Source organism: Pseudomonas sp. BS3782 TE3695, assembly GCF_050435305.1.
GTDB lineage: Bacteria > Pseudomonadota > Gammaproteobacteria > Pseudomonadales > Pseudomonadaceae > Aquipseudomonas.
The window spans coordinates 6011096-6030563 of sequence record NZ_JBNDKB010000001.1; the positions used below are offsets into that span (position 1 = coordinate 6011096).

The 19468-nt window shown below is 56.4% G+C and carries 13 protein-coding genes, 2 tRNA genes and 3 rRNA genes; 9 read left to right on the forward strand and 9 right to left on the reverse strand.

Annotated features, from left to right (window positions below; all coding sequences use genetic code 11):
- Nucleotides 1-135 precede the first annotated feature (135 nt).
- Nucleotides 136-927 (forward strand): MlaA family lipoprotein, encoded by a 792-nt coding sequence (locus tag ABH909_RS27250; protein WP_429439095.1) that lies wholly within the window; start codon nt 136-138, stop codon nt 925-927.
- On the forward strand, nt 917-1180 hold the full coding sequence (locus ABH909_RS27255; RefSeq protein WP_429439098.1) for a hypothetical protein: 264 nt from the start codon (nt 917-919) through the stop codon (nt 1178-1180). Before ABH909_RS27250 ends, ABH909_RS27255 begins: the two co-directional genes overlap by 11 nt.
- Before the next feature lie 169 nt (nt 1181-1349).
- On the opposite strand, the gene rrf is transcribed toward ABH909_RS27255, so the two are convergent.
- From rrf to ABH909_RS27280, 5 genes are all read right to left on the reverse strand, one after another.
- Nucleotides 1350-1465, reverse strand: a 5S ribosomal RNA gene (rrf, locus tag ABH909_RS27260).
- Nucleotides 1466-1619: 154 nt separating this feature from the next.
- Nucleotides 1620-4511 (reverse strand): 23S ribosomal RNA (locus ABH909_RS27265).
- Between the two features lie 243 nt (nt 4512-4754).
- Nucleotides 4755-4830 (reverse strand) — tRNA-Ala (locus ABH909_RS27270).
- A gap of 10 nt (nt 4831-4840) precedes the next feature.
- A tRNA-Ile gene (locus ABH909_RS27275) sits at nt 4841-4917 on the reverse strand.
- Between the two features lie 123 nt (nt 4918-5040).
- Nucleotides 5041-6577, reverse strand: a 16S ribosomal RNA gene (locus tag ABH909_RS27280).
- Together the 16S, 23S and 5S rRNA genes with 2 tRNA genes alongside form the textbook arrangement of a ribosomal RNA operon.
- A gap of 520 nt (nt 6578-7097) precedes the next feature.
- Here ABH909_RS27280 and ABH909_RS27285 point away from each other — a divergent pair.
- Nucleotides 7098-9035, forward strand: coding sequence for an alkaline phosphatase D family protein (locus ABH909_RS27285; protein ID WP_429439100.1), 1938 nt, complete (start codon nt 7098-7100; stop codon nt 9033-9035).
- A gap of 16 nt (nt 9036-9051) precedes the next feature.
- Nucleotides 9052-9585, forward strand: coding sequence for an adenylate kinase (locus tag ABH909_RS27290; protein ID WP_429439102.1), 534 nt, complete (start codon nt 9052-9054; stop codon nt 9583-9585).
- Nucleotides 9586-9733: 148 nt separating this feature from the next.
- Here the strand turns inward: ABH909_RS27290 and ABH909_RS27295 are convergent, their stop codons facing one another.
- Complete coding sequence (locus ABH909_RS27295; protein WP_429439104.1) at nt 9734-10909, reverse strand: aspartate aminotransferase family protein; 1176 nt, start codon at nt 10907-10909, stop codon at nt 9734-9736.
- Nucleotides 10910-11011: 102 nt separating this feature from the next.
- On the opposite strand from ABH909_RS27295, the gene ABH909_RS27300 reads away from it, so the two are divergent.
- Both ABH909_RS27300 and ABH909_RS27305 read left to right on the forward strand, forming a co-directional pair.
- Nucleotides 11012-11917: a LysR family transcriptional regulator gene (locus ABH909_RS27300; protein WP_429439106.1), complete on the forward strand. Its 906-nt coding sequence runs from the start codon at nt 11012-11014 to the stop codon at nt 11915-11917.
- 117 nt (nt 11918-12034) lie between these two features.
- Entirely contained in the window at nt 12035-13048 is a 1014-nt protein-coding gene (locus ABH909_RS27305) for a sensor domain-containing diguanylate cyclase (protein ID WP_429439108.1), read from the forward strand.
- Between the two features lie 4 nt (nt 13049-13052).
- Here ABH909_RS27305 and msrA read toward each other — a convergent pair whose 3' ends face one another.
- Genes msrA through msrB form a run of 3 tightly spaced genes read right to left on the reverse strand, consistent with a single transcriptional unit; the run spans nt 13053 to nt 16149 of the window.
- Nucleotides 13053-13760 carry a peptide-methionine (S)-S-oxide reductase MsrA gene (gene msrA, locus ABH909_RS27310; protein WP_429439111.1) on the reverse strand — a complete coding sequence of 236 codons (708 nt, stop codon included), beginning with the start codon at nt 13758-13760 and terminating at the stop codon, nt 13053-13055.
- Nucleotides 13761-13802: 42 nt separating this feature from the next.
- Nucleotides 13803-15590 (reverse strand): cytochrome c biogenesis protein DipZ, encoded by a 1788-nt coding sequence (locus tag ABH909_RS27315; protein ID WP_429439114.1) that lies wholly within the window; start codon nt 15588-15590, stop codon nt 13803-13805.
- 43 nt (nt 15591-15633) lie between these two features.
- Entirely contained in the window at nt 15634-16149 is a 516-nt protein-coding gene (gene msrB, locus ABH909_RS27320) for a peptide-methionine (R)-S-oxide reductase MsrB (RefSeq protein WP_429439117.1), read from the reverse strand.
- A 153-nt stretch (nt 16150-16302) separates the two neighbouring features.
- Between msrB and ABH909_RS27325 the strand changes: the two genes are divergently transcribed.
- The 3 genes from ABH909_RS27325 (at nt 16303) to ABH909_RS27335 (ending at nt 19354) form a co-directional block, all read left to right on the forward strand.
- Nucleotides 16303-17019 (forward strand): response regulator transcription factor, encoded by a 717-nt coding sequence (locus tag ABH909_RS27325; protein ID WP_429439120.1) that lies wholly within the window; start codon nt 16303-16305, stop codon nt 17017-17019.
- The gene (locus ABH909_RS27330; protein WP_429439123.1) at nt 17016-18527 is read left to right on the forward strand and encodes a sensor histidine kinase; all 1512 of its coding nucleotides are present in this window, start codon (nt 17016-17018) and stop codon (nt 18525-18527) included. Before ABH909_RS27325 ends, ABH909_RS27330 begins: the two co-directional genes overlap by 4 nt.
- 122 nt (nt 18528-18649) lie before the next feature.
- Nucleotides 18650-19354 (forward strand): hypothetical protein, encoded by a 705-nt coding sequence (locus ABH909_RS27335; RefSeq protein WP_429439125.1) that lies wholly within the window; start codon nt 18650-18652, stop codon nt 19352-19354.
- Nucleotides 19355-19468: the final 114 nt, after the last annotated feature.

The window sequence follows — 19468 nt, forward strand, 5'->3', positions numbered from 1 at the left end:
TATCTAAAACCATTCATGGCCGCGCGTCATATATTTCAACTCTGCAATAAAGCGTCAGCAACGCAATAAACCAGACATCTTTGCGCAAGGCTCGGAGCTCAGCATCGCGGCGAATTCCTCCTGAGACTTGCATCCATGTTGCCTTTCAAGTGTGCTCCCTGGCTGACCCGCAACACCTCAATTGTAGTGTTGGCCGCAGGGCTGACAGGTTGCAGCAGCCAGCCGCAGCCCAACACCGACGTGGCCTGCGCCGATATTGCCTATTCGGTGTATGACCCGGCAGAACCGTTCAATCGTACGGTCTTCGCGTTCAACCGGACAGTCGACGACTACGCTCTGGCGCCGGTCGCTCGTGGTTATCGCTACTTGCCGGACGTTTTCCAGACCGGTGTGCATAACTTTGTGGCGAACTTCGGTGAGCCTAAGGTCTTTATCAACGACCTGCTGCAAGGCAACCCGATGCGCTCGGTCAATACCCTGGGGCGTTTCGCGCTCAATACCACGGTAGGGGTGGTGGGCTTGATTGATGTCTCCGGCATGGCCGGTATCCCGCGCCACGACGCGGACTTCGGCCAGACCTTCGGCGTGTGGGGGATCGGCAATGGTCCGATCGTCGAGCTGCCATTGCTCGGGACCTCCAACAGTCGCGACGCCGCCGGCCGCGTGCTCGGCTTTGTGGTCGATCCGTTCGGCAGCCACAGCGATACCGTGGAGACGCTGTCCACTATCAGCACTGTCGGTGGCATCGTCGATGGTCGGGCAGAAGCCTTACCGCTGACCGACAACCTGCAAAAATTGCCGGACTACTACAGCGCGTTGCGTAATGTGGTGGCCGAGCATCGTGCTGCTTACGTGGCCGATGGCAAACAAGGCTCGCCCGAGAACACCACCTCTCAATGCGCAGGAGCACCGGCTGATGGGTTCTGAAAGCAATAGCCTGATTCTGCAGCAACGGGTGACGCAGGACGACCCGGCCAATCTGCACTGTCGGGAAATTACCCTGCGTTTGTCAGCGGACTGTCGCCAACTGGTGCTCAGCCGATACACCGAACACTACGGGCCGGCACTGGTGCGCTGGATAGAGCGTAGTCATACCGTATCGGTTGCCGACATGATTCGCTGGCTTGTGGCCAATGGTGAGGCAGAGGTCATGAGAACGGACAGCCAGTCGCGGTCTTGATTTCAGGATGATGAAGCGGAGGATGGCGGCTTTCCGGTCGTCATCCCCGTCGCTTATATCAGGCCAAGACCGCAATCAGCCAGGAGCAGTCCGATAATACTGTACGAACTTTCCTGCGGACAAAACAAAACCCCTACCTGCATACGCAGATAGGGGTTTCGGAATTTGATCTTGACGATGACCTACTCTCACATGGGGAAACCCCACACTACCATCGGCGATGCATCGTTTCACTGCTGAGTTCGGGATGGGATCAGGTGGTTCCAATGCTCTATGGTCGTCAAGAAATTCGGGTACCGAGTCGTGGCCTGGTGGCCGCGCTTCAGCAAATTGGGTAGGTGATAGCCTGGTGTTTTGTGAATATCGAACTTTCGGTTCTTGCGTCTTCACACACCGCAATCTGGTGCCTCTTCAGGTCAGCAAATTGCTTGGGTGTTATATGGTCAAGCCTCACGGGCAATTAGTATTGGTTAGCTCAACGCCTCACAGCGCTTACACACCCAACCTATCAACGTCGTAGTCTTCGACGGCCCTTCAGGGGACTCAAGGTCCCAGTGAGATCTCATCTTGAGGCTAGTTTCCCGCTTAGATGCTTTCAGCGGTTATCTATTCCGAACATAGCTACCCGGCAATGCCACTGGCGTGACAACCGGAACACCAGAGGTTCGTCCACTCCGGTCCTCTCGTACTAGGAGCAGCCCCTCTCAAATCTCAAACGTCCACGGCAGATAGGGACCGAACTGTCTCACGACGTTCTAAACCCAGCTCGCGTACCACTTTAAATGGCGAACAGCCATACCCTTGGGACCGGCTTCAGCCCCAGGATGTGATGAGCCGACATCGAGGTGCCAAACACCGCCGTCGATATGAACTCTTGGGCGGTATCAGCCTGTTATCCCCGGAGTACCTTTTATCCGTTGAGCGATGGCCCTTCCATACAGAACCACCGGATCACTAAGACCTACTTTCGTACCTGCTCGACGTGTCTGTCTCGCAGTCAAGCGCGCTTTTGCCTTTATACTCTACGACCGATTTCCGACCGGTCTGAGCGCACCTTCGTACTCCTCCGTTACTCTTTAGGAGGAGACCGCCCCAGTCAAACTACCCACCATACACTGTCCTCGATCCGGATAACGGACCTGAGTTAGAACCTCAAAGTTGCCAGGGTGGTATTTCAAGGTTGGCTCCACGCGAACTGGCGTCCACGCTTCAAAGCCTCCCACCTATCCTACACAAGCAAATTCAAAGTCCAGTGCAAAGCTATAGTAAAGGTTCACGGGGTCTTTCCGTCTAGCCGCGGATACACTGCATCTTCACAGCGATTTCAATTTCACTGAGTCTCGGGTGGAGACAGCGCCGCCATCGTTACGCCATTCGTGCAGGTCGGAACTTACCCGACAAGGAATTTCGCTACCTTAGGACCGTTATAGTTACGGCCGCCGTTTACCGGGGCTTCGATCAAGAGCTTCGCGTTAGCTAACCCCATCAATTAACCTTCCGGCACCGGGCAGGCGTCACACCCTATACGTCCACTTTCGTGTTTGCAGAGTGCTGTGTTTTTAATAAACAGTCGCAGCGGCCTGGTATCTTCGACCGGCGTGGGCTTACGCAGTAAATGCTTCACCCTCACCGGCGCACCTTCTCCCGAAGTTACGGTGCCATTTTGCCTAGTTCCTTCACCCGAGTTCTCTCAAGCGCCTTGGTATTCTCTACCCAACCACCTGTGTCGGTTTGGGGTACGGTTCCTGGTTACCTGAAGCTTAGAAGCTTTTCTTGGAAGCATGGCATCAACCACTTCGTGTTCTAAAAGAACACTCGTCATCAGCTCTCGGCCTTAGAATCCCGGATTTACCTAAGATTCCAGCCTACCACCTTAAACTTGGACAACCAACGCCAAGCTGGCCTAGCCTTCTCCGTCCCTCCATCGCAATAACCAGAAGTACAGGAATATTAACCTGTTTTCCATCGACTACGCTTTTCAGCCTCGCCTTAGGGACCGACTAACCCTGCGTCGATTAACGTTGCGCAGGAAACCTTGGTCTTTCGGCGTGGGTGTTTTTCACACCCATTGTCGTTACTCATGTCAGCATTCGCACTTCTGATACCTCCAGCAAGCTTCTCAACTCACCTTCACAGGCTTACAGAACGCTCCTCTACCGCATCACCTAAGTGATACCCGTAGCTTCGGTGTATGGTTTGAGCCCCGTTACATCTTCCGCGCAGGCCGACTCGACTAGTGAGCTATTACGCTTTCTTTAAAGGGTGGCTGCTTCTAAGCCAACCTCCTAGCTGTCTAAGCCTTCCCACATCGTTTCCCACTTAACCATAACTTTGGGACCTTAGCTGACGGTCTGGGTTGTTTCCCTTTTCACGACGGACGTTAGCACCCGCCGTGTGTCTCCCATGCTCGGCACTTGTAGGTATTCGGAGTTTGCATCGGTTTGGTAAGTCGGGATGACCCCCTAGCCGAAACAGTGCTCTACCCCCTACAGTGATACATGAGGCGCTACCTAAATAGCTTTCGAGGAGAACCAGCTATCTCCGAGCTTGATTAGCCTTTCACTCCGATCCACAGGTCATCCGCTAACTTTTCAACGGTAGTCGGTTCGGTCCTCCAGTTAGTGTTACCCAACCTTCAACCTGCCCATGGATAGATCGCCCGGTTTCGGGTCTATTCCCAGCGACTAGACGCCCTATTAAGACTCGCTTTCGCTACGCCTCCCCTATTCGGTTAAGCTCGCCACTGAAAATAAGTCGCTGACCCATTATACAAAAGGTACGCAGTCACCCAACAAAGTGGGCTCCCACTGCTTGTACGCATACGGTTTCAGGATCTATTTCACTCCCCTCTCCGGGGTTCTTTTCGCCTTTCCCTCACGGTACTAGTTCACTATCGGTCAGTCAGTAGTATTTAGCCTTGGAGGATGGTCCCCCCATATTCAGACAAAGTTTCTCGTGCTCCGTCCTACTCGATTTCATGGCCAAGAGATTTTCGCGTACAGGGCTATCACCCACTATGGCCGCACTTTCCAGAGCGTTCCGCTAATCTCAAAGCCACTTAAGGGCTAGTCCCCGTTCGCTCGCCACTACTAAGGGAATCTCGGTTGATTTCTTTTCCTCAGGGTACTTAGATGTTTCAGTTCCCCTGGTTCGCTTCTTAAGCCTATGTATTCAGCTTAAGATACCTAACTTATGTTAGGTGGGTTCCCCCATTCAGACATCTCCGGATCAAAGTCTGTTTGCCGACTCCCCGAAGCTTTTCGCAGGCTACCACGTCTTTCATCGCCTCTGACTGCCAAGGCATCCACCGTATGCGCTTCTTCACTTGACCATATAACCCCAAGCAATCTGGTTATACTGTGAAGACGACATTCGCCGAAAATTCGATGCTTGCTCATAAAGAGCAACTCACAAATTTTACCTTAGCCTGATCCACTACCAGTGAAAGTAGTGTTCAGTCTATCTTTCTATCACATACCCAAATTTTTAAAGAACGATCTAATCAAAAGACTAGAAATCAATATTCACTACCGAATATTCATTTCTAAACTCTCAAACGTGTCGAAGCAGTTTATGGTGGAGCCAAGCGGGATCGAACCGCTGACCTCCTGCGTGCAAGGCAGGCGCTCTCCCAGCTGAGCTATGGCCCCATAACAAAATTGGTGGGTCTGGGCAGATTCGAACTGCCGACCTCACCCTTATCAGGGGTGCGCTCTAACCAACTGAGCTACAGACCCAATTTCGAGCTTGTAACTGTTAGCGTTGAGCTATCAGCTTGGAGCTTAAAGCTGCTTCTATCGTCTTCTTCAATGAATCAAGCAATTCGTGTGGGAACTTATGGAGCAGCTGATGTCGTCGATTAAGGAGGTGATCCAGCCGCAGGTTCCCCTACGGCTACCTTGTTACGACTTCACCCCAGTCATGAATCACACCGTGGTAACCGTCCTCCCGAAGGTTAGACTAGCTACTTCTGGTGCAACCCACTCCCATGGTGTGACGGGCGGTGTGTACAAGGCCCGGGAACGTATTCACCGCGACATTCTGATTCGCGATTACTAGCGATTCCGACTTCACGCAGTCGAGTTGCAGACTGCGATCCGGACTACGATCGGTTTTCTGGGATTAGCTCCACCTCGCGGCTTGGCAACCCTCTGTACCGACCATTGTAGCACGTGTGTAGCCCAGGCCGTAAGGGCCATGATGACTTGACGTCATCCCCACCTTCCTCCGGTTTGTCACCGGCAGTCTCCTTAGAGTGCCCACCATGACGTGCTGGTAACTAAGGACAAGGGTTGCGCTCGTTACGGGACTTAACCCAACATCTCACGACACGAGCTGACGACAGCCATGCAGCACCTGTCTCAATGTTCCCGAAGGCACCCATCCATCTCTGGAAAGTTCATTGGATGTCAAGGCCTGGTAAGGTTCTTCGCGTTGCTTCGAATTAAACCACATGCTCCACCGCTTGTGCGGGCCCCCGTCAATTCATTTGAGTTTTAACCTTGCGGCCGTACTCCCCAGGCGGTCAACTTAATGCGTTAGCTGCGCCACTAAGAGCTCAAGGCTCCCAACGGCTAGTTGACATCGTTTACGGCGTGGACTACCAGGGTATCTAATCCTGTTTGCTCCCCACGCTTTCGCACCTCAGTGTCAGTATCAGTCCAGGTGGTCGCCTTCGCCACTGGTGTTCCTTCCTATATCTACGCATTTCACCGCTACACAGGAAATTCCACCACCCTCTACCATACTCTAGCTCGTCAGTTTTGAATGCAGTTCCCAGGTTGAGCCCGGGGCTTTCACATCCAACTTAACGAACCACCTACGCGCGCTTTACGCCCAGTAATTCCGATTAACGCTTGCACCCTCTGTATTACCGCGGCTGCTGGCACAGAGTTAGCCGGTGCTTATTCTGTCGGTAACGTCAAAACAATTACGTATTAGGTAACTGCCCTTCCTCCCAACTTAAAGTGCTTTACAATCCGAAGACCTTCTTCACACACGCGGCATGGCTGGATCAGGCTTTCGCCCATTGTCCAATATTCCCCACTGCTGCCTCCCGTAGGAGTCTGGACCGTGTCTCAGTTCCAGTGTGACTGATCATCCTCTCAGACCAGTTACGGATCGTCGCCTTGGTGAGCCATTACCTCACCAACTAGCTAATCCGACCTAGGCTCATCTGATAGCGCAAGGCCCGAAGGTCCCCTGCTTTCTCCCGTAGGACGTATGCGGTATTAGCGTCCGTTTCCGAGCGTTATCCCCCACTACCAGGCAGATTCCTAGGCATTACTCACCCGTCCGCCGCTCTCAAGAGGTGCAAGCACCTCTCTACCGCTCGACTTGCATGTGTTAGGCCTGCCGCCAGCGTTCAATCTGAGCCATGATCAAACTCTTCAGTTCAAACATCTTTGGGTTTTTAAGAAACCCTAAACTTGGCTCAGCAATCGTTGGTTACATCTTTGATTTCTCGCGGAGTAACTTGTGATGCTGATAATCTTGTTGACTATCAGTCTGACTCCACAAGCACCCACACGAATTGCTTGATTCAGTTGTTAAAGAGCGGTTGGTTAAGATCTTTCGTCTCAACCGAGGCGCGCATTCTACAGCAGCCTCTGTTACTGTCAAGCGGTTATTTCAGAAGTTTTCAAAGTTTCGCTTGGGAATCTTCAACAACTTCAACCACTTGCGCTTCCGATCTCTCGTTAGCGGGAGGCAAATAGTACAGCATTTAATTTCGTGGTCAACCACCTGCTGCGATTATTTTTTCCCTTGGCGAAACCCTTCAAGGCGAGCACTGATTTCTGCCTTTATAAGCAGCCCTGCTTTACTCATCGCCCTCCCAGTGATGGACAAGGCTCAATCCTCACCCCTAGCTGCGCTATTATCGCCCGCCTCTCTGCACCAAGAGTCTTGAACCCGGATGTCCGTATCTTTGCCATTGCCCGCCGATCACGCCCTATTGCCACCAGTCCTCGTCGGCCCGCTATTACGGCGCCTGGAAGCCACGCAGCTGGTGTTGTGGCTGGTGGGCTCGCGTGCATTGACGTTGACGCTGCGCCTGCAAGGCGTCGACATCCGTCTCGATGAGGGGCAATGCACGATTATCCCGGTTGGTACTCATGCCTTCATTCATTTGATAAATGTGCCACTGGCTGCCGCCCTGCCCTGCGATGCGTTGATCGAGTACGACCTGCTGATCACCGACACGGATGGCACCCCGTCGGGCATTCTCGAATGGGCGCCTCATCTACTATATGGCGCGGCGCATTGCCCGAACTTCGTATTGCGCTCGCGGATCGATCAATTGCTGCATGGCTCCTGCCGTAAACCTCACCATCCGGCGGCTGATGGTTTGCTGTGCGTCGATCGACTGCTGGAGTCTGAGCCCGAGGCGAGCAATCGCCCTGCGCTATTAATGATGAGCGGCGATCAAGTGTATGCGGATGATGTCGCGGGACCGATGTTGCGGGCAATCCATGCCTTGATCGAGCGTCTGGGGCTGTTCGACGAACACCTCGACGGTGCGGTGGTCAGCGACAGCGCGAAACTCTACGAGCACCCAGCCAGTTATTACCACCGTGCGGATTTGTTACCTGCGCTTGAGAGCAACGAAACCCTGCGCGAGCGGTTTTTCGGTGGAGCGCGTAAGCCGATCTTCACCAGTAGCAGCGCCGACAACCATTTGGTGACCTTTGCCGAGGTCATGGCCATGTACCTATTAGTATGGTCGCCAACGTCCTGGACACTGATCGCACCGCAACCACCAGCACTGACGCCCGAACGGCGCAAGCGTTATGCCCTGGAGCAGACGCGCATCGATGAATTCAAGAAAGGACTGGGTGGCGTTGGGCGGGCGATGGCGCACCTGCCATGCCTGATGATCTTCGATGACCATGACATTACTGATGACTGGAATCTTTCCGCGCAATGGGAGGAAACGGCCTACGGCCATCCGTTCTCCAAGCGCATCATCGGCAACGCGCTGCTCGCTTATATGCTGTGCCAAGGCTGGGGCAACAATCCGGACGCATTTGGCGGCATGCTGGAGAGAACCCGCCTATTGAGTGCCTCGGGGCAAGACCACTACTTGGACAGCGACGTCCAGGATAGCTTGATTGACGAGTTGCTGAGCTTTCAGAAGTGGCATTACGTGCTGCCCACTCGCCCGGCGCTGGTGGTGCTCGATACTCGCACCCGGCGCTGGCGCAGCGAAATGACGCTCAAGCAACCGTCCGGTCTGCTGGATTGGGAAGCGCTCAGCGAGCTGCAGCAGGATTTGCTCGATCATCCCTCGGCGATCATCGTTTCGCCGGCGCCGATTTTCGGCGTCAAATTGATCGAAACCGTGCAACGAGTGTTTAGCTGGTGCGGTTATCCACTGTTGGTGGACGCCGAAAACTGGATGGCCCATCGCGGCGCCGCCCAGGTAATCCTGAACATTTTCCGACATTCCCGCACTCCCGGTAACTACGTCGTGCTGTCCGGCGATGTGCATTATTCCTTCGTCTACGAAGTATTGATCCGACACCGCAAGGCGGGCCCACGAATCTGGCAGATCACCAGCAGCGGTATCAAAAACGAGTTTCCGCCTGCGCTGCTCGAATGGTTCGATCGCCTCAACCGCTGGCTTTACTCGCCCCGCTCGCCACTGAACTGGCTGACCAAGCGCCGGCGGATGCGCATTGTTCCGCACGTTCCGGAGCATGCCGAGGCGGGCGAGCGGTTATGGAACTCGGCGGGGATCGGCCAGGTGTTCTTTAATGAAAAGGGCCAGCCACAGGATATTTATCAGCACAACGCGGATGGCTCACCGAAGACGCGGATGGTGGCGCCTGAAATTTCCGAAGCGGTTGAATGACGTTGGCCGAATTGCCATGAGCAATTACCCGCACAGCATGAACCTCACCCGAACCCTGATCATCGGCAATTCCGGCTCGGGCAAGAGTTGGCTGGCCAAACGACTGGCCGAGCACTTGCAGGTGCCCTGGATCGATCTCGACCTGATTCACTGGCTATCCAACGAACACAGCATTGCTCGCCCCCGCGCCGAAGTATTGGGAATGGCACGGGTGGTAGCGAATGAAGAGCGATGGGTTATCGAGGGTGTGTATGGGTGGATAGTCAGTGAACTGGTGGAACAGGCGACGGCGATCATCTGGTTGAGCCTGAAGGACGAAGACTGCGTCAGTCATATTCGCCAGCGTGAAGCAAAGCGCGATGAAAATGATGAGTTACTGATAGCGTTACAGGACTGGGCGGGTAGCTACCGTACGCGCGGCGATTCCAGTGGATTTGCCGCGCATCAGCGCTTGTTCGTAGGGTTTAGCGGTTCGAAACATCAACTGAAGACTCGGGATGAAGTCACGGCTTTCGTCAGCACAGTGCAACCAATCGCTGATCGTTCCTGATTCCACTGACGCAAACACAGAGATTCTGTAGGAGCTGCCGAAGGCTGCGATCTTTTGATCTTCAGCGATTCAACTCTGTCGAAAATCAAGATCAAAAGATCGCAGCCTTCGGCAGCTCCTACAGAGGAAAGCATGCATTCAATAGAAGTCAGGCTGCGCTCAGCGCTCGGCCAACGCCCCTGACAATCATCTCCACTTCCCGCTCATCAATCGTCAGCGGTGGCAGCAGGCGAATGGTCTTGCCCCGCGTCACGTTGATCAGCAAGCCATGATCACGGGCTGCAATCAGGGGCAGGTCGCGAACCGGTTGTTTGAGTTCAATGCCGATCATCAAACCCTGGCCGCGAATCGCCAAAACGTTGGGATCATCGGCCAGTTCGATACGCAATCTGGCGAGCAGGTGTTCGCCCTGAAGTCTGGCGTTTTCCAGCAGCCCTTGCTCCTCAATGATCTCCAGCACGGTGCACCCCACTCGGCACGCCAATGGATTGCCACCGAACGTGCTGCCGTGGCTGCCGGGGGTGAACAGGTCGGCGGCTTTGCCCCGGGCCAGGCAGGCCCCGATAGGGATGCCGTTACCGAGGCCTTTGGCCAGGGTCATGACGTCCGGGATGATGCCTTCGTGCTGGAACGCAAACCACTGGCCGGTGCGGCCGATGCCAGTCTGGATTTCGTCGAGCATCAGCAGCCAGGCGCGCCGGTTGCACAGTTCGCGTACCGCTTTGAGATAACCGGGCGGTGCCACTTGCACACCGCTTTCGCCCTGAATAGGCTCCATCAGAATCGCCACGATGCGTGGACCGTGGGCGTGCTGCACCGCCTCCAGCGCAGCGAGATCACCGAACGGCACTTTAATGAAATCCCCCGGCAATTGGTTAAACCCCAGACGCACCGCCGGGCCGTCACTGGCGGACAGAGTGCCAAGCGTACGACCGTGAAAGGCGTTTTCCATGACAATTACTAGCGGCTGCTCGATGCCTTTGTGCCAGCCGTACAGCCGTGCGAGTTTCAGCGCGGTTTCGTTTGCTTCAGCGCCAGAGTTATTGAAAAACGCCCGCTCCATGCCCGACAGCCGAACCAGTTTCTGCGCCAACCGCTGTTGCCAATCGATGCTGTACAGGTTGGAGGTATGCAACAGCAGCCCGGCCTGCTCGCTAATGGCCGCCACGATTCGCGGATGGGAATGGCCGACGTTGGTCACCGCTACGCCCGCCACCGCGTCCAGATATTCGCGACCGGCCTGATCCCACAAGCGTGTGCCAAGGCCTTTGCTGAAACTCAGGGCCAAGGGTTGATAGGTGCTCATCAGACAGGCGGCGGTCATGACATCAAACTCCATTAATAGTCGGTGTTTTTGCAGTATGGTTAGCCACCCGAGCTGGATAAACATCCCAACACTTCAATCATTTTAAAGCCGAGCTTGATAATGGATTTGTTCCAGGCAATGACCGTTTACGTAAGAGTGGTGGAAGCTGGCAGCATGACCGCCGCCGCTTTGCAGTGCGAAATGTCTACGACCATGGTCGGCAATCATCTACGGGCCCTGGAGCAACGTTTGGGTGTACGTCTGCTCAACCGTACAACACGGCGTCAGCGGCTGACAGAATTCGGCACCGCGTATTACCAACGTTGTCTCGAGGTATTGGGGCTGGTGGCCGACTCCGAACGCCTGGCCGAACAGACCCTCGACGAGCCGAGTGGCACTCTGCGCATCACCGCACCGCTGACCTTCGGCACCGAACGGCTGGCGCCGGCCCTGAGCGAATTCACCTTGCGCTGTCCGCAGGTCAAACTCGACGTCGTGTTGACCAACCAGCGCCTGGATCTGCTCGACAACGGTTTCGATGTGGCGATTCGCTTGGGCACTACCGAACTGTCCAACATGATCGCCCGCCCACTCATCGACTACACGATGACCTTGTGCGCATCGAAGGACTATCTGGCGCGTCGCGGCACGCCTGAAAAACCCGCCGATCTGCAACACCATGACTGCCTGGCCTTCGCCTACCCGGCTGGGGATGACTGGCATTCGGTAGCCAAACAATGGCGCCTGAGAGGACCTGAAGGCGAAGTCATGGTGGCGGTCAGCGGGCCGATGCTGATCAACAGTTCGGCGGGGCTGCATCAAGCGGCGCGCACCGGAATGGGCATCGTGATGGTGCCCGATGCCTTGGTGGAACAGGACCTTCAGGACGGAAAACTGGTGGCCTTGATGCAGGACTACCAACTGCCGAGTCGGCCGATGAACCTGGTGTACGCCCAGGACCGCTACCGTTTGCCAAAACTGCGCAGCTTCGTCGATTTTGCACTGCAGAAGTGGGGCAAGCAGTAGGGGGCGCTCTCGTTACGGAAACTAATTGAGAACGCCCTCTAGCAGGGGCAATACCCCATGAACTAATCTCCTCGACTGGCGAGTCACGTTGATATCAGTTCGGCAGGGAGACCGATGATGGGTGAGGCATCGAATATCGAGCCGTTGAAGTTCAATCTGTCAGATTTTAACGAAGACATGCTGCACACCATTCTGGAACTGGTCAGCGATGGCATCTGGGACTGGAACGCCAACACCGGGTTCGTCTACCGCAACCCCGGGTGGTACGAGATGCTCGGCTATCCACCTCATTCCCTGGATAACAACGTGCTGACCTGGGAAAACGTGATCCATCCCGACGATTATCCACAGGTCATGGCGCTGTTTGATGACTACCTGAATCAGCGCGCACCCGGTTATCAAGCCGAGTATCGTTGCCGCAAGCAGGATGGCACTTACACCTGGATCGAAGATCGCGGCTATGTGCTGGCACGTAATGCCGACGGTTCGGTAGCGCGAATGGTCGGTGCGCATCGCAGTATCGAAGACAAGAAACGCCTGTTCGAAGAAATGGAACGGCGCAATCAATCTCTCGAAGCCATCGTCGAAGAACGCACCCGCGAGTTGTCCCGGGTCAATGAGCAGTTGCAAATCCAACTCGAAGAAAACCGCAAACTGGCGGAAACCGATGTACTGACCTCCATCGCCAATCGCTATCGCCTGGAAAAAGCCCTGCCTCTGGAATGCGATCGCGCCCAACGCTTCCGCCAACCGCTGTCACTGATCGCCATGGACATCGATGACTTCAAAAACATCAACGATCACTACGGCCACGCCTTGGGTGATGCGGCGTTGGTGCAGGTGATCGAGAGCGTGAAGCTCTGCGTGCGCGAAGGCGATCTGTTGGCGCGCTGGGGCGGCGACGAGTTCATCATGATCCTGCCCAACACCTCGTTGGCTGACGCAAGAGCACTCGCTGAAAAAATCCGTCACAGCCTGTCGAGCCTGCTGCCGGTCGGGGACTATCAAGTCACCATGAGTTTTGGCGTGGTGCAACGTTTTGAAGAAGAGCAACAGACCGGGTTGCTGGCCAGGGCCGATCAGGCGCTGTATCGATCGAAGATTGCGGGCAAGAATGTGATTTCGGGCTGAGTATCTACATGCCTGTCTTCACCAACACCGGCTTCTCCTGATACCGATCCGGGTACAACTTCTTCAACTGCGCCACTTTCGGCAGGTCATTGATCACGATGTAGGGATATGTCGGATGTTCGGTCAGGAAGTCCTGATGTTCTTCCTCGGCCGGGTAGAAGCCGTTGTAGGTTTCCACTTTGGTGACGATGGGTTTGTTGAACGAATGGGCCGCGTTTAGCTGGGCGATGTAAGCCTGGGCGACGCGTTGTTGTTCGGCGCTTTTGGGGAATAGCGCCGACCGATACTGAGTGCCGCGGTCCGGCCCTTGGCGGTTGAGTTCGGTGGGGTTATGGGCCACCGAGAAATAGATCTGCAACAGGCTGCCATAACTGACTTGAGCCGGATCGTAAGTGACTTCGACGGCCTCCGCATGACCGGTATCGCCATTGCTGACCCGCTCGTATTGAGCGGTGTCGGCTGTGCCACCCGCGTAACCGGAGACAGCGTTCTTCACCCCTTTGACGTGTTGAAATACCCCTTGGACGCCCCAGAAGCAACCGCCGGCAAAAATTGCCGTTTCACTGCGTGCTTGAGTGTTCTCGTCGAGCGTTGGCGGCGCAATGATGACCGCCTCTTCGGCGCCTCCAAAAGAGAACGCGGCGCACTGACCGATAACACCGGCTGCGGCCAATCCCAGCAGGGTGCGACGCCAGTTATATAGGGTTTTCATGGGCTGTCTCCTCAATGAATGGGGTTATCAACCGAACGGCTATCAACCAAAGGTAAATGCATACGCCGACACACCCGGATCGAGAAACTCAATGCTGAATGTCCGGTCCTTTACGCCTGCGGTCTGGCGTACCAGTTGATACAACCGCTGCTCGGTGACGCTGCCGCTGCCATCAGGCGCCACGTCGACACCGTGAGAATTACCTGGAGGCTTGCCGTCAATCAGTACTTTGAAACGCACCGGTTTGCCATCAGCGCCGGGGCCCAATACCAGATGCAGATCGCGAGCATGGAAGCGGTAGACGATTCGACTGGCCGGGGCGTTCGAAACGGCCCGCTCCGGACCGACCGTCCATTGGCCCTCCAGACTCCAGTGATTGAGGGCCAGTTGGGACGGCGGGTTATAGGCCGTCACCTTGTCTGGCGACAGATCGGTTTGAGCAACGAAATGCTCCGCCCGTCGGTAACCGACATAGGTTTCCGGCGATTGCACTTCATTCATGTCTGGAGCGAGATGAACGCCCTCGGCACGGGCATTGATCAGCCCGTCTACGACCTTCTCGGCGCCCGCTTCACGCAGCAATTGTTGAATCACTCGCTCCGATTCAGCGTATTTGCCCTCGCCAAAGTGGTGATAACGGATACGCCCCTTTGCATCGGCAAAATAGTGGGCCGGCCAGTATTGATTGTTGAAAGCACGCCAGACCTTGTAGTCGTTATCGATTGCCACAGGATAAGTGACACCCAGGTCTTCCATGGCTTTGGTGACGTTGCCTACATCACGTTCGAAGGCAAACTCGGGCGTATGGACGCCGATCACCACCAAGCCCTGATCACGATACTTCTCAGCCCAGGCCTTCACATACGGCAGGGTGCGCAAGCAGTTGATGCAGGAGTAAGTCCAGAAATCCACCAGCACAACCTTGCCCTTCAAGGCCTGGGCGGTGAGTGGAGGTGAATTGAGCCATTGCACAGCGCCGTCCAGCGATGGAAGGTTGCCTTCAATCGGCAGTTCGTCCGGTATCCCGGCGGTCATTTTCATACTGCCGACGGGTTGTTCGCCGCCCCGTGGAATCTGCGACATCATTGCCCCACTGTCGGAGGGCAACCTATTGGCCAATCGGTTGACCAGCGCTTGCTCGATATCGCCGGTGGAGGCTGTCGAAACCCGCGCCAGAATTCCGGTGTCCAGCCCCAGGGCAATCGCCACCACACCCACCAGCATTGCGCCCCCCAAGCCTCGACGCAGCCACTCGCCTGCGCCTATCGAGCGCTTCATCGCGGCGAAGATTTTACCGCCCAGCAGCAGTGCTGCGGCGAGAGAGGTGGCGGCGCCGGCCGCGTAAGCCAGTAGCAACAAGGTGGTGGCGGCGCTTGCCCCTTGCAGCGCCGCGCCAGTCAGCAGCAGCCCCAGAATCGGCCCGGCGCAGGGCGCCCAGAGCAGGCCCGTGGCGACACCGATCAACAATGAAGCGCCGGGACGCGGCCGGGTATCGGCAGCCGCGACTTGCGACAGCCGACCGCCGGCTGCAACCAGTGGACGCGTCAGGCGCTCGGCCAACCGGGGCAGCAACAGCGTCAGCCCGAACAGTGCAACGAACAGCAACGCGAGCCAGCGACCGTACTGATTGACTTGCACCACCCAACCGCCGCCCACCGCCGCCAACGAGGCGACGAGCGCGAAGGTCAGCGCCATCCCCGCCAGCAGCGGCAAGCCACTCTTGATAAACGGCTGCCCGGTGCGAGCGAAGACAAAGGGCAACACCGGCAGAATGCACGGGCTGATGATCGTCAATACACCACCGAGATAAGCGAGGACCAGCAGCCACATAACGTCGACCTGTATGAAGTGAGTGAAAAAAAGTGCCCATGGATTACGCCTGAGGCTTGAAAGTCAGCGCCAGGCCGTTCATGCAGTAGCGCAGGCCGGTGGGCTTTGGTCCGTCCTGGAAAACATGACCCAAATGACCGCCGCAACGACGGCAGTGGACCTCTTCGCGCAGCATGCCGAAGGAGCGGTCCTGACGGGTGGCCACCGCGTTGTCCAGTGGCGCCCAGAAGCTCGGCCATCCCGTGCGGCTGTCGAATTTGGTGTCGGAAGAAAACAACGGCAGATCACAACCGGCGCAGGCAAAAATGCCTTTGCGGTGCTCGTTGTTCAGCGGGCTGCTGTAGGCCCGTTCGGTGCCCTCCTCACGCAAGATCTCGTACTGCTCGGCGCTGAGCAGGGCGCGCCATTCGCTGTCGCTGTGAGTCACCTCGAAAACCTCTGCCGCGCGGGCCTCATCGATCAGCGCGACGCTTGCGGAAAATTTTGGCAATACACCGACTATCAGGGCCGCAGCCCCCAGCCCGCCGCTCGCTACCAGAAACTGTCGCCGTGAAAACATGGCTTTCTCCAGAATTCCAGGTGCCTTGCATAGAACACAGCCTAGGCTTGAGTTGATCGCCAAATCCTCACGAGGAGTTAAACAATTCGTGATAACTGAGCCTCACGAAAAGCCGCACAATGTTGTTCATTGCGTCACAAGGGATTGAGCTCCATGGAACCGACCAAACGCGTCCTGGTGGTCGAGGACGACCTGCACATCGCCGACCTTATCTGCCTGCATCTTCGCGATGAGCAGTTCGAGGTGGTGCATTGCGCCGACGGCGATGAGGGTATGCGCCTGCTGCAGCAAGGAAGCTGGGACGCATTGATCCTCGACCTGATGCTGCCCGGCGTCGACGGCCTGGAAATCTGCCGCCGCGCCCGGGCCATGGCCCGCTACACACCGATCATCATCACCAGTGCGCGCTCCAGCGAAGTCCATCGCATTCTGGGGCTGGAACTGGGTGCCGACGATTACCTGGCCAAACCCTTTTCCATGCTCGAACTGGTGGCACGGGTCAAAGCATTGCTGCGACGGGTCGACGCCATGGCCCGCAACCTGAAAATGGATGCTGGCAGCCTGATCAGCGATGGCCTGTCCATCGACCCGATCACCCGTGAAGTCGCCCTCGATGGCCGTCGTCTTGACCTCACGCCGCGAGAGTTCGACTTGCTGTACTTCTTCGCTCGCCAGCCTGGCAAGGTTTTTTCGCGCATGGACCTGCTCAACGCGGTGTGGGGCTACAGCCATGAAGGCTACGAGCACACGGTCAATACCCACATCAACCGCCTGCGGGCCAAGATCGAAGCCGATCCGGCTCAACCGGCGCGCATCCTCACTGTGTGGGGACGTGGTTACAAATTCGCGATGAGCGCAGATCAGCCATGAAATTGACCCTGACCCAACGCCTGTCCCTGGTGTTCGCCGTGTTGTTGCTGGTGTGCTGCGGTACTTCGGCTTGGTTGCAGGTGCGTTCCAACCACATGCATGAACTGGAAGTGGTGCAAGGGCTGTCGCGGGATCTGGCGCAACACATCGCCCGAGACACGGTGCTGATGGATCGCAATGGCCCGATGCCCAATGCCGTGCGTGAATTGTTCAGCCAGCTGATGCTGGTCAATCCCAGTGTCGAGGTTTATCTGCTGGACACCGGAGGCCGAATTGTCGGCAGCGCCGCGCCTGAAGGCCGGATACGCCGGGAGCAGGTCGATCTGGCGCCGATCCAGCGCTTGCTCAAAGGCGAGGCCCTGCCGATTCTCGGCGACGATCCGCGCAGTATCGATGCTCGCAAGGTGTTCAGCGCTGCGCCGTTGCGGGTCAATGGTCAGCTGGCCGGTTATCTGTATGTGGTGTTGCTCAGTGAAGAGCATGATCGCTTCGCCGAACGCGGCGCCACCAGCGCGGCGCTCAATACCGCGTTGTTATCCATTGGGCTGGTGGCGTTGCTATGCCTGATTGCCGGCCTCACGGCATTTGGCCTGATCACTCGGCCATTGCGCCGTTTGACCGAGAAAGTCAGTCAGTTCGATATCAATGGCGTTCCGTCCGCCTCGCCCCGACCAGAGCTTGAACCGGTAGAAAAAGCCGCCAGCCAGGATGAAATTGCGATCCTCGATGCGGCCTTTCGGCAGATGCAAGCGCGCCTCGGTGAACAATGGAACTCGCTGACCCGTCAGGATCAGGAACGTCGCGAACTGGTGGCGAACATCTCCCACGACCTGCGCACACCGCTGGCCTCGCTGCACGGTTACCTGGAAACCTTGTCGCTCAAGGACGCGACATTGTCCCCCGCCGATCGCCGTCGTTATCTGGGGATTGCCCTGGATCAGAGCCGCAAGGTCGGTGGCCTGGCGCAATCGTTGCTGGAACTGGTGCGCCTGGAACATGGTTTCGTGCAACCGGTGCTGGAGCGCTTTTCGCTGACCGATCTGGTGCAGGACATCTTCCAGAAATTCGAACTCAGCGCCGAAGCGCGCCAGATCGAACTCAAGGCCACTTTCGCCCCTAATGTCTCGGCGGCCTGCGCAGATCTTGGGTTGATCGAGCGGGTGCTGACCAACCTGTTCGACAATGCGCTGCGTCATACGCCCCAAGGTGGAGAAATCGAACTCAGCCTGCGCCCACAGGGATCTTTTGTCGAAGTGACCATCAGCGACACCGGCCCGGGAATCGCTCCCGAACTGCGCGAAGGTCTGTTCCTGCGCCCGTTCAACATTGGCGGCGCACGGCGCGATGGCGGACTGGGGCTGCGGATCGTGCACCGGATCCTGCAATTGCACGGTCGCGAGATCGAGCTGATCGATGTGCCCGGACGCGGCGCGACTTTTCGCTTCTCCTTGCCGGTGGATGAGCAAACGGCGGAGCAATGGGTGGTTCGGTCTAAAAACTCTCTCTAGAAATGCTGACCAGCCGCCTGTTCATCCGTGACAACGCAGTCTCGGTCCAATAGATTAGGCGGCCTGAAAAGGCCTCGTGCTTTCTCGCCTCAATCCAAGTTAAAAGAAGTAGTGAAATTTCAATGTCCGATTCCAATACCGCTGAATCCGTAGTCACCTTGTCGTCCAAAGCGGAATACGAAAACTCCATCAATCTTTCACAACACGTGCCTCAGGCCAAGACCATCAGCGAGATGGTTCTGGATGCATTTCAATCCACCCGGGAAAGCGACCAGATCCGCGAACTGCGCGCCGCGATTCGCCAGGCTCACGACAGCTTCGACGACGATAAAGCCTACGAATTGATGGGCAAACTCAAGCAATTGAAAGACGCCGAAGCGGCCGACATTGCCGCCCTGGAAGACCTGAGCAGCAAATTCCCGATCAGCCGCATTTTGTCGAGCTTCAAGGACGACCCGGCGTTCCAGGAAATCGTTTATGGCCTGGCGCTAAAGGTACTGAACCAGACTCACCAGGCCATCAGCAACCCGAGCAGCGGCAAAAGCAAAGCGGCTCGCGCCAAGAAAGACGTCGAAGTGTTCACCATCAGCAAGGACGGCATCAGCGTCACCCTGCCCCTGCGCACCCCGCGCTCGCGCCTGAACGTTGATCGTGAAGCACTGGAGTTCCTGGGCTTCACTTTCGTCGGCGAAGGCGATGAAGCCGAGCTGGAAAGCGAAACGTTCCTGGACAATGCCGGGACCGAACAAGCGGTCAACCGCAAGAACATCATCACCGCGCTTCAGCAGCAAACCGCGTTCGATGGCTACAGCATCGCCGCGCAGTAACGCTAAACGCTGAATACAAAAATCCCCGCCATCAGCGCGGGGATTTTTATTGCGTGTTCGCCTATTAACTTTTTTCTGCTACATCGCATCGCAGCCTTCGCGAGCAAGCCCGCT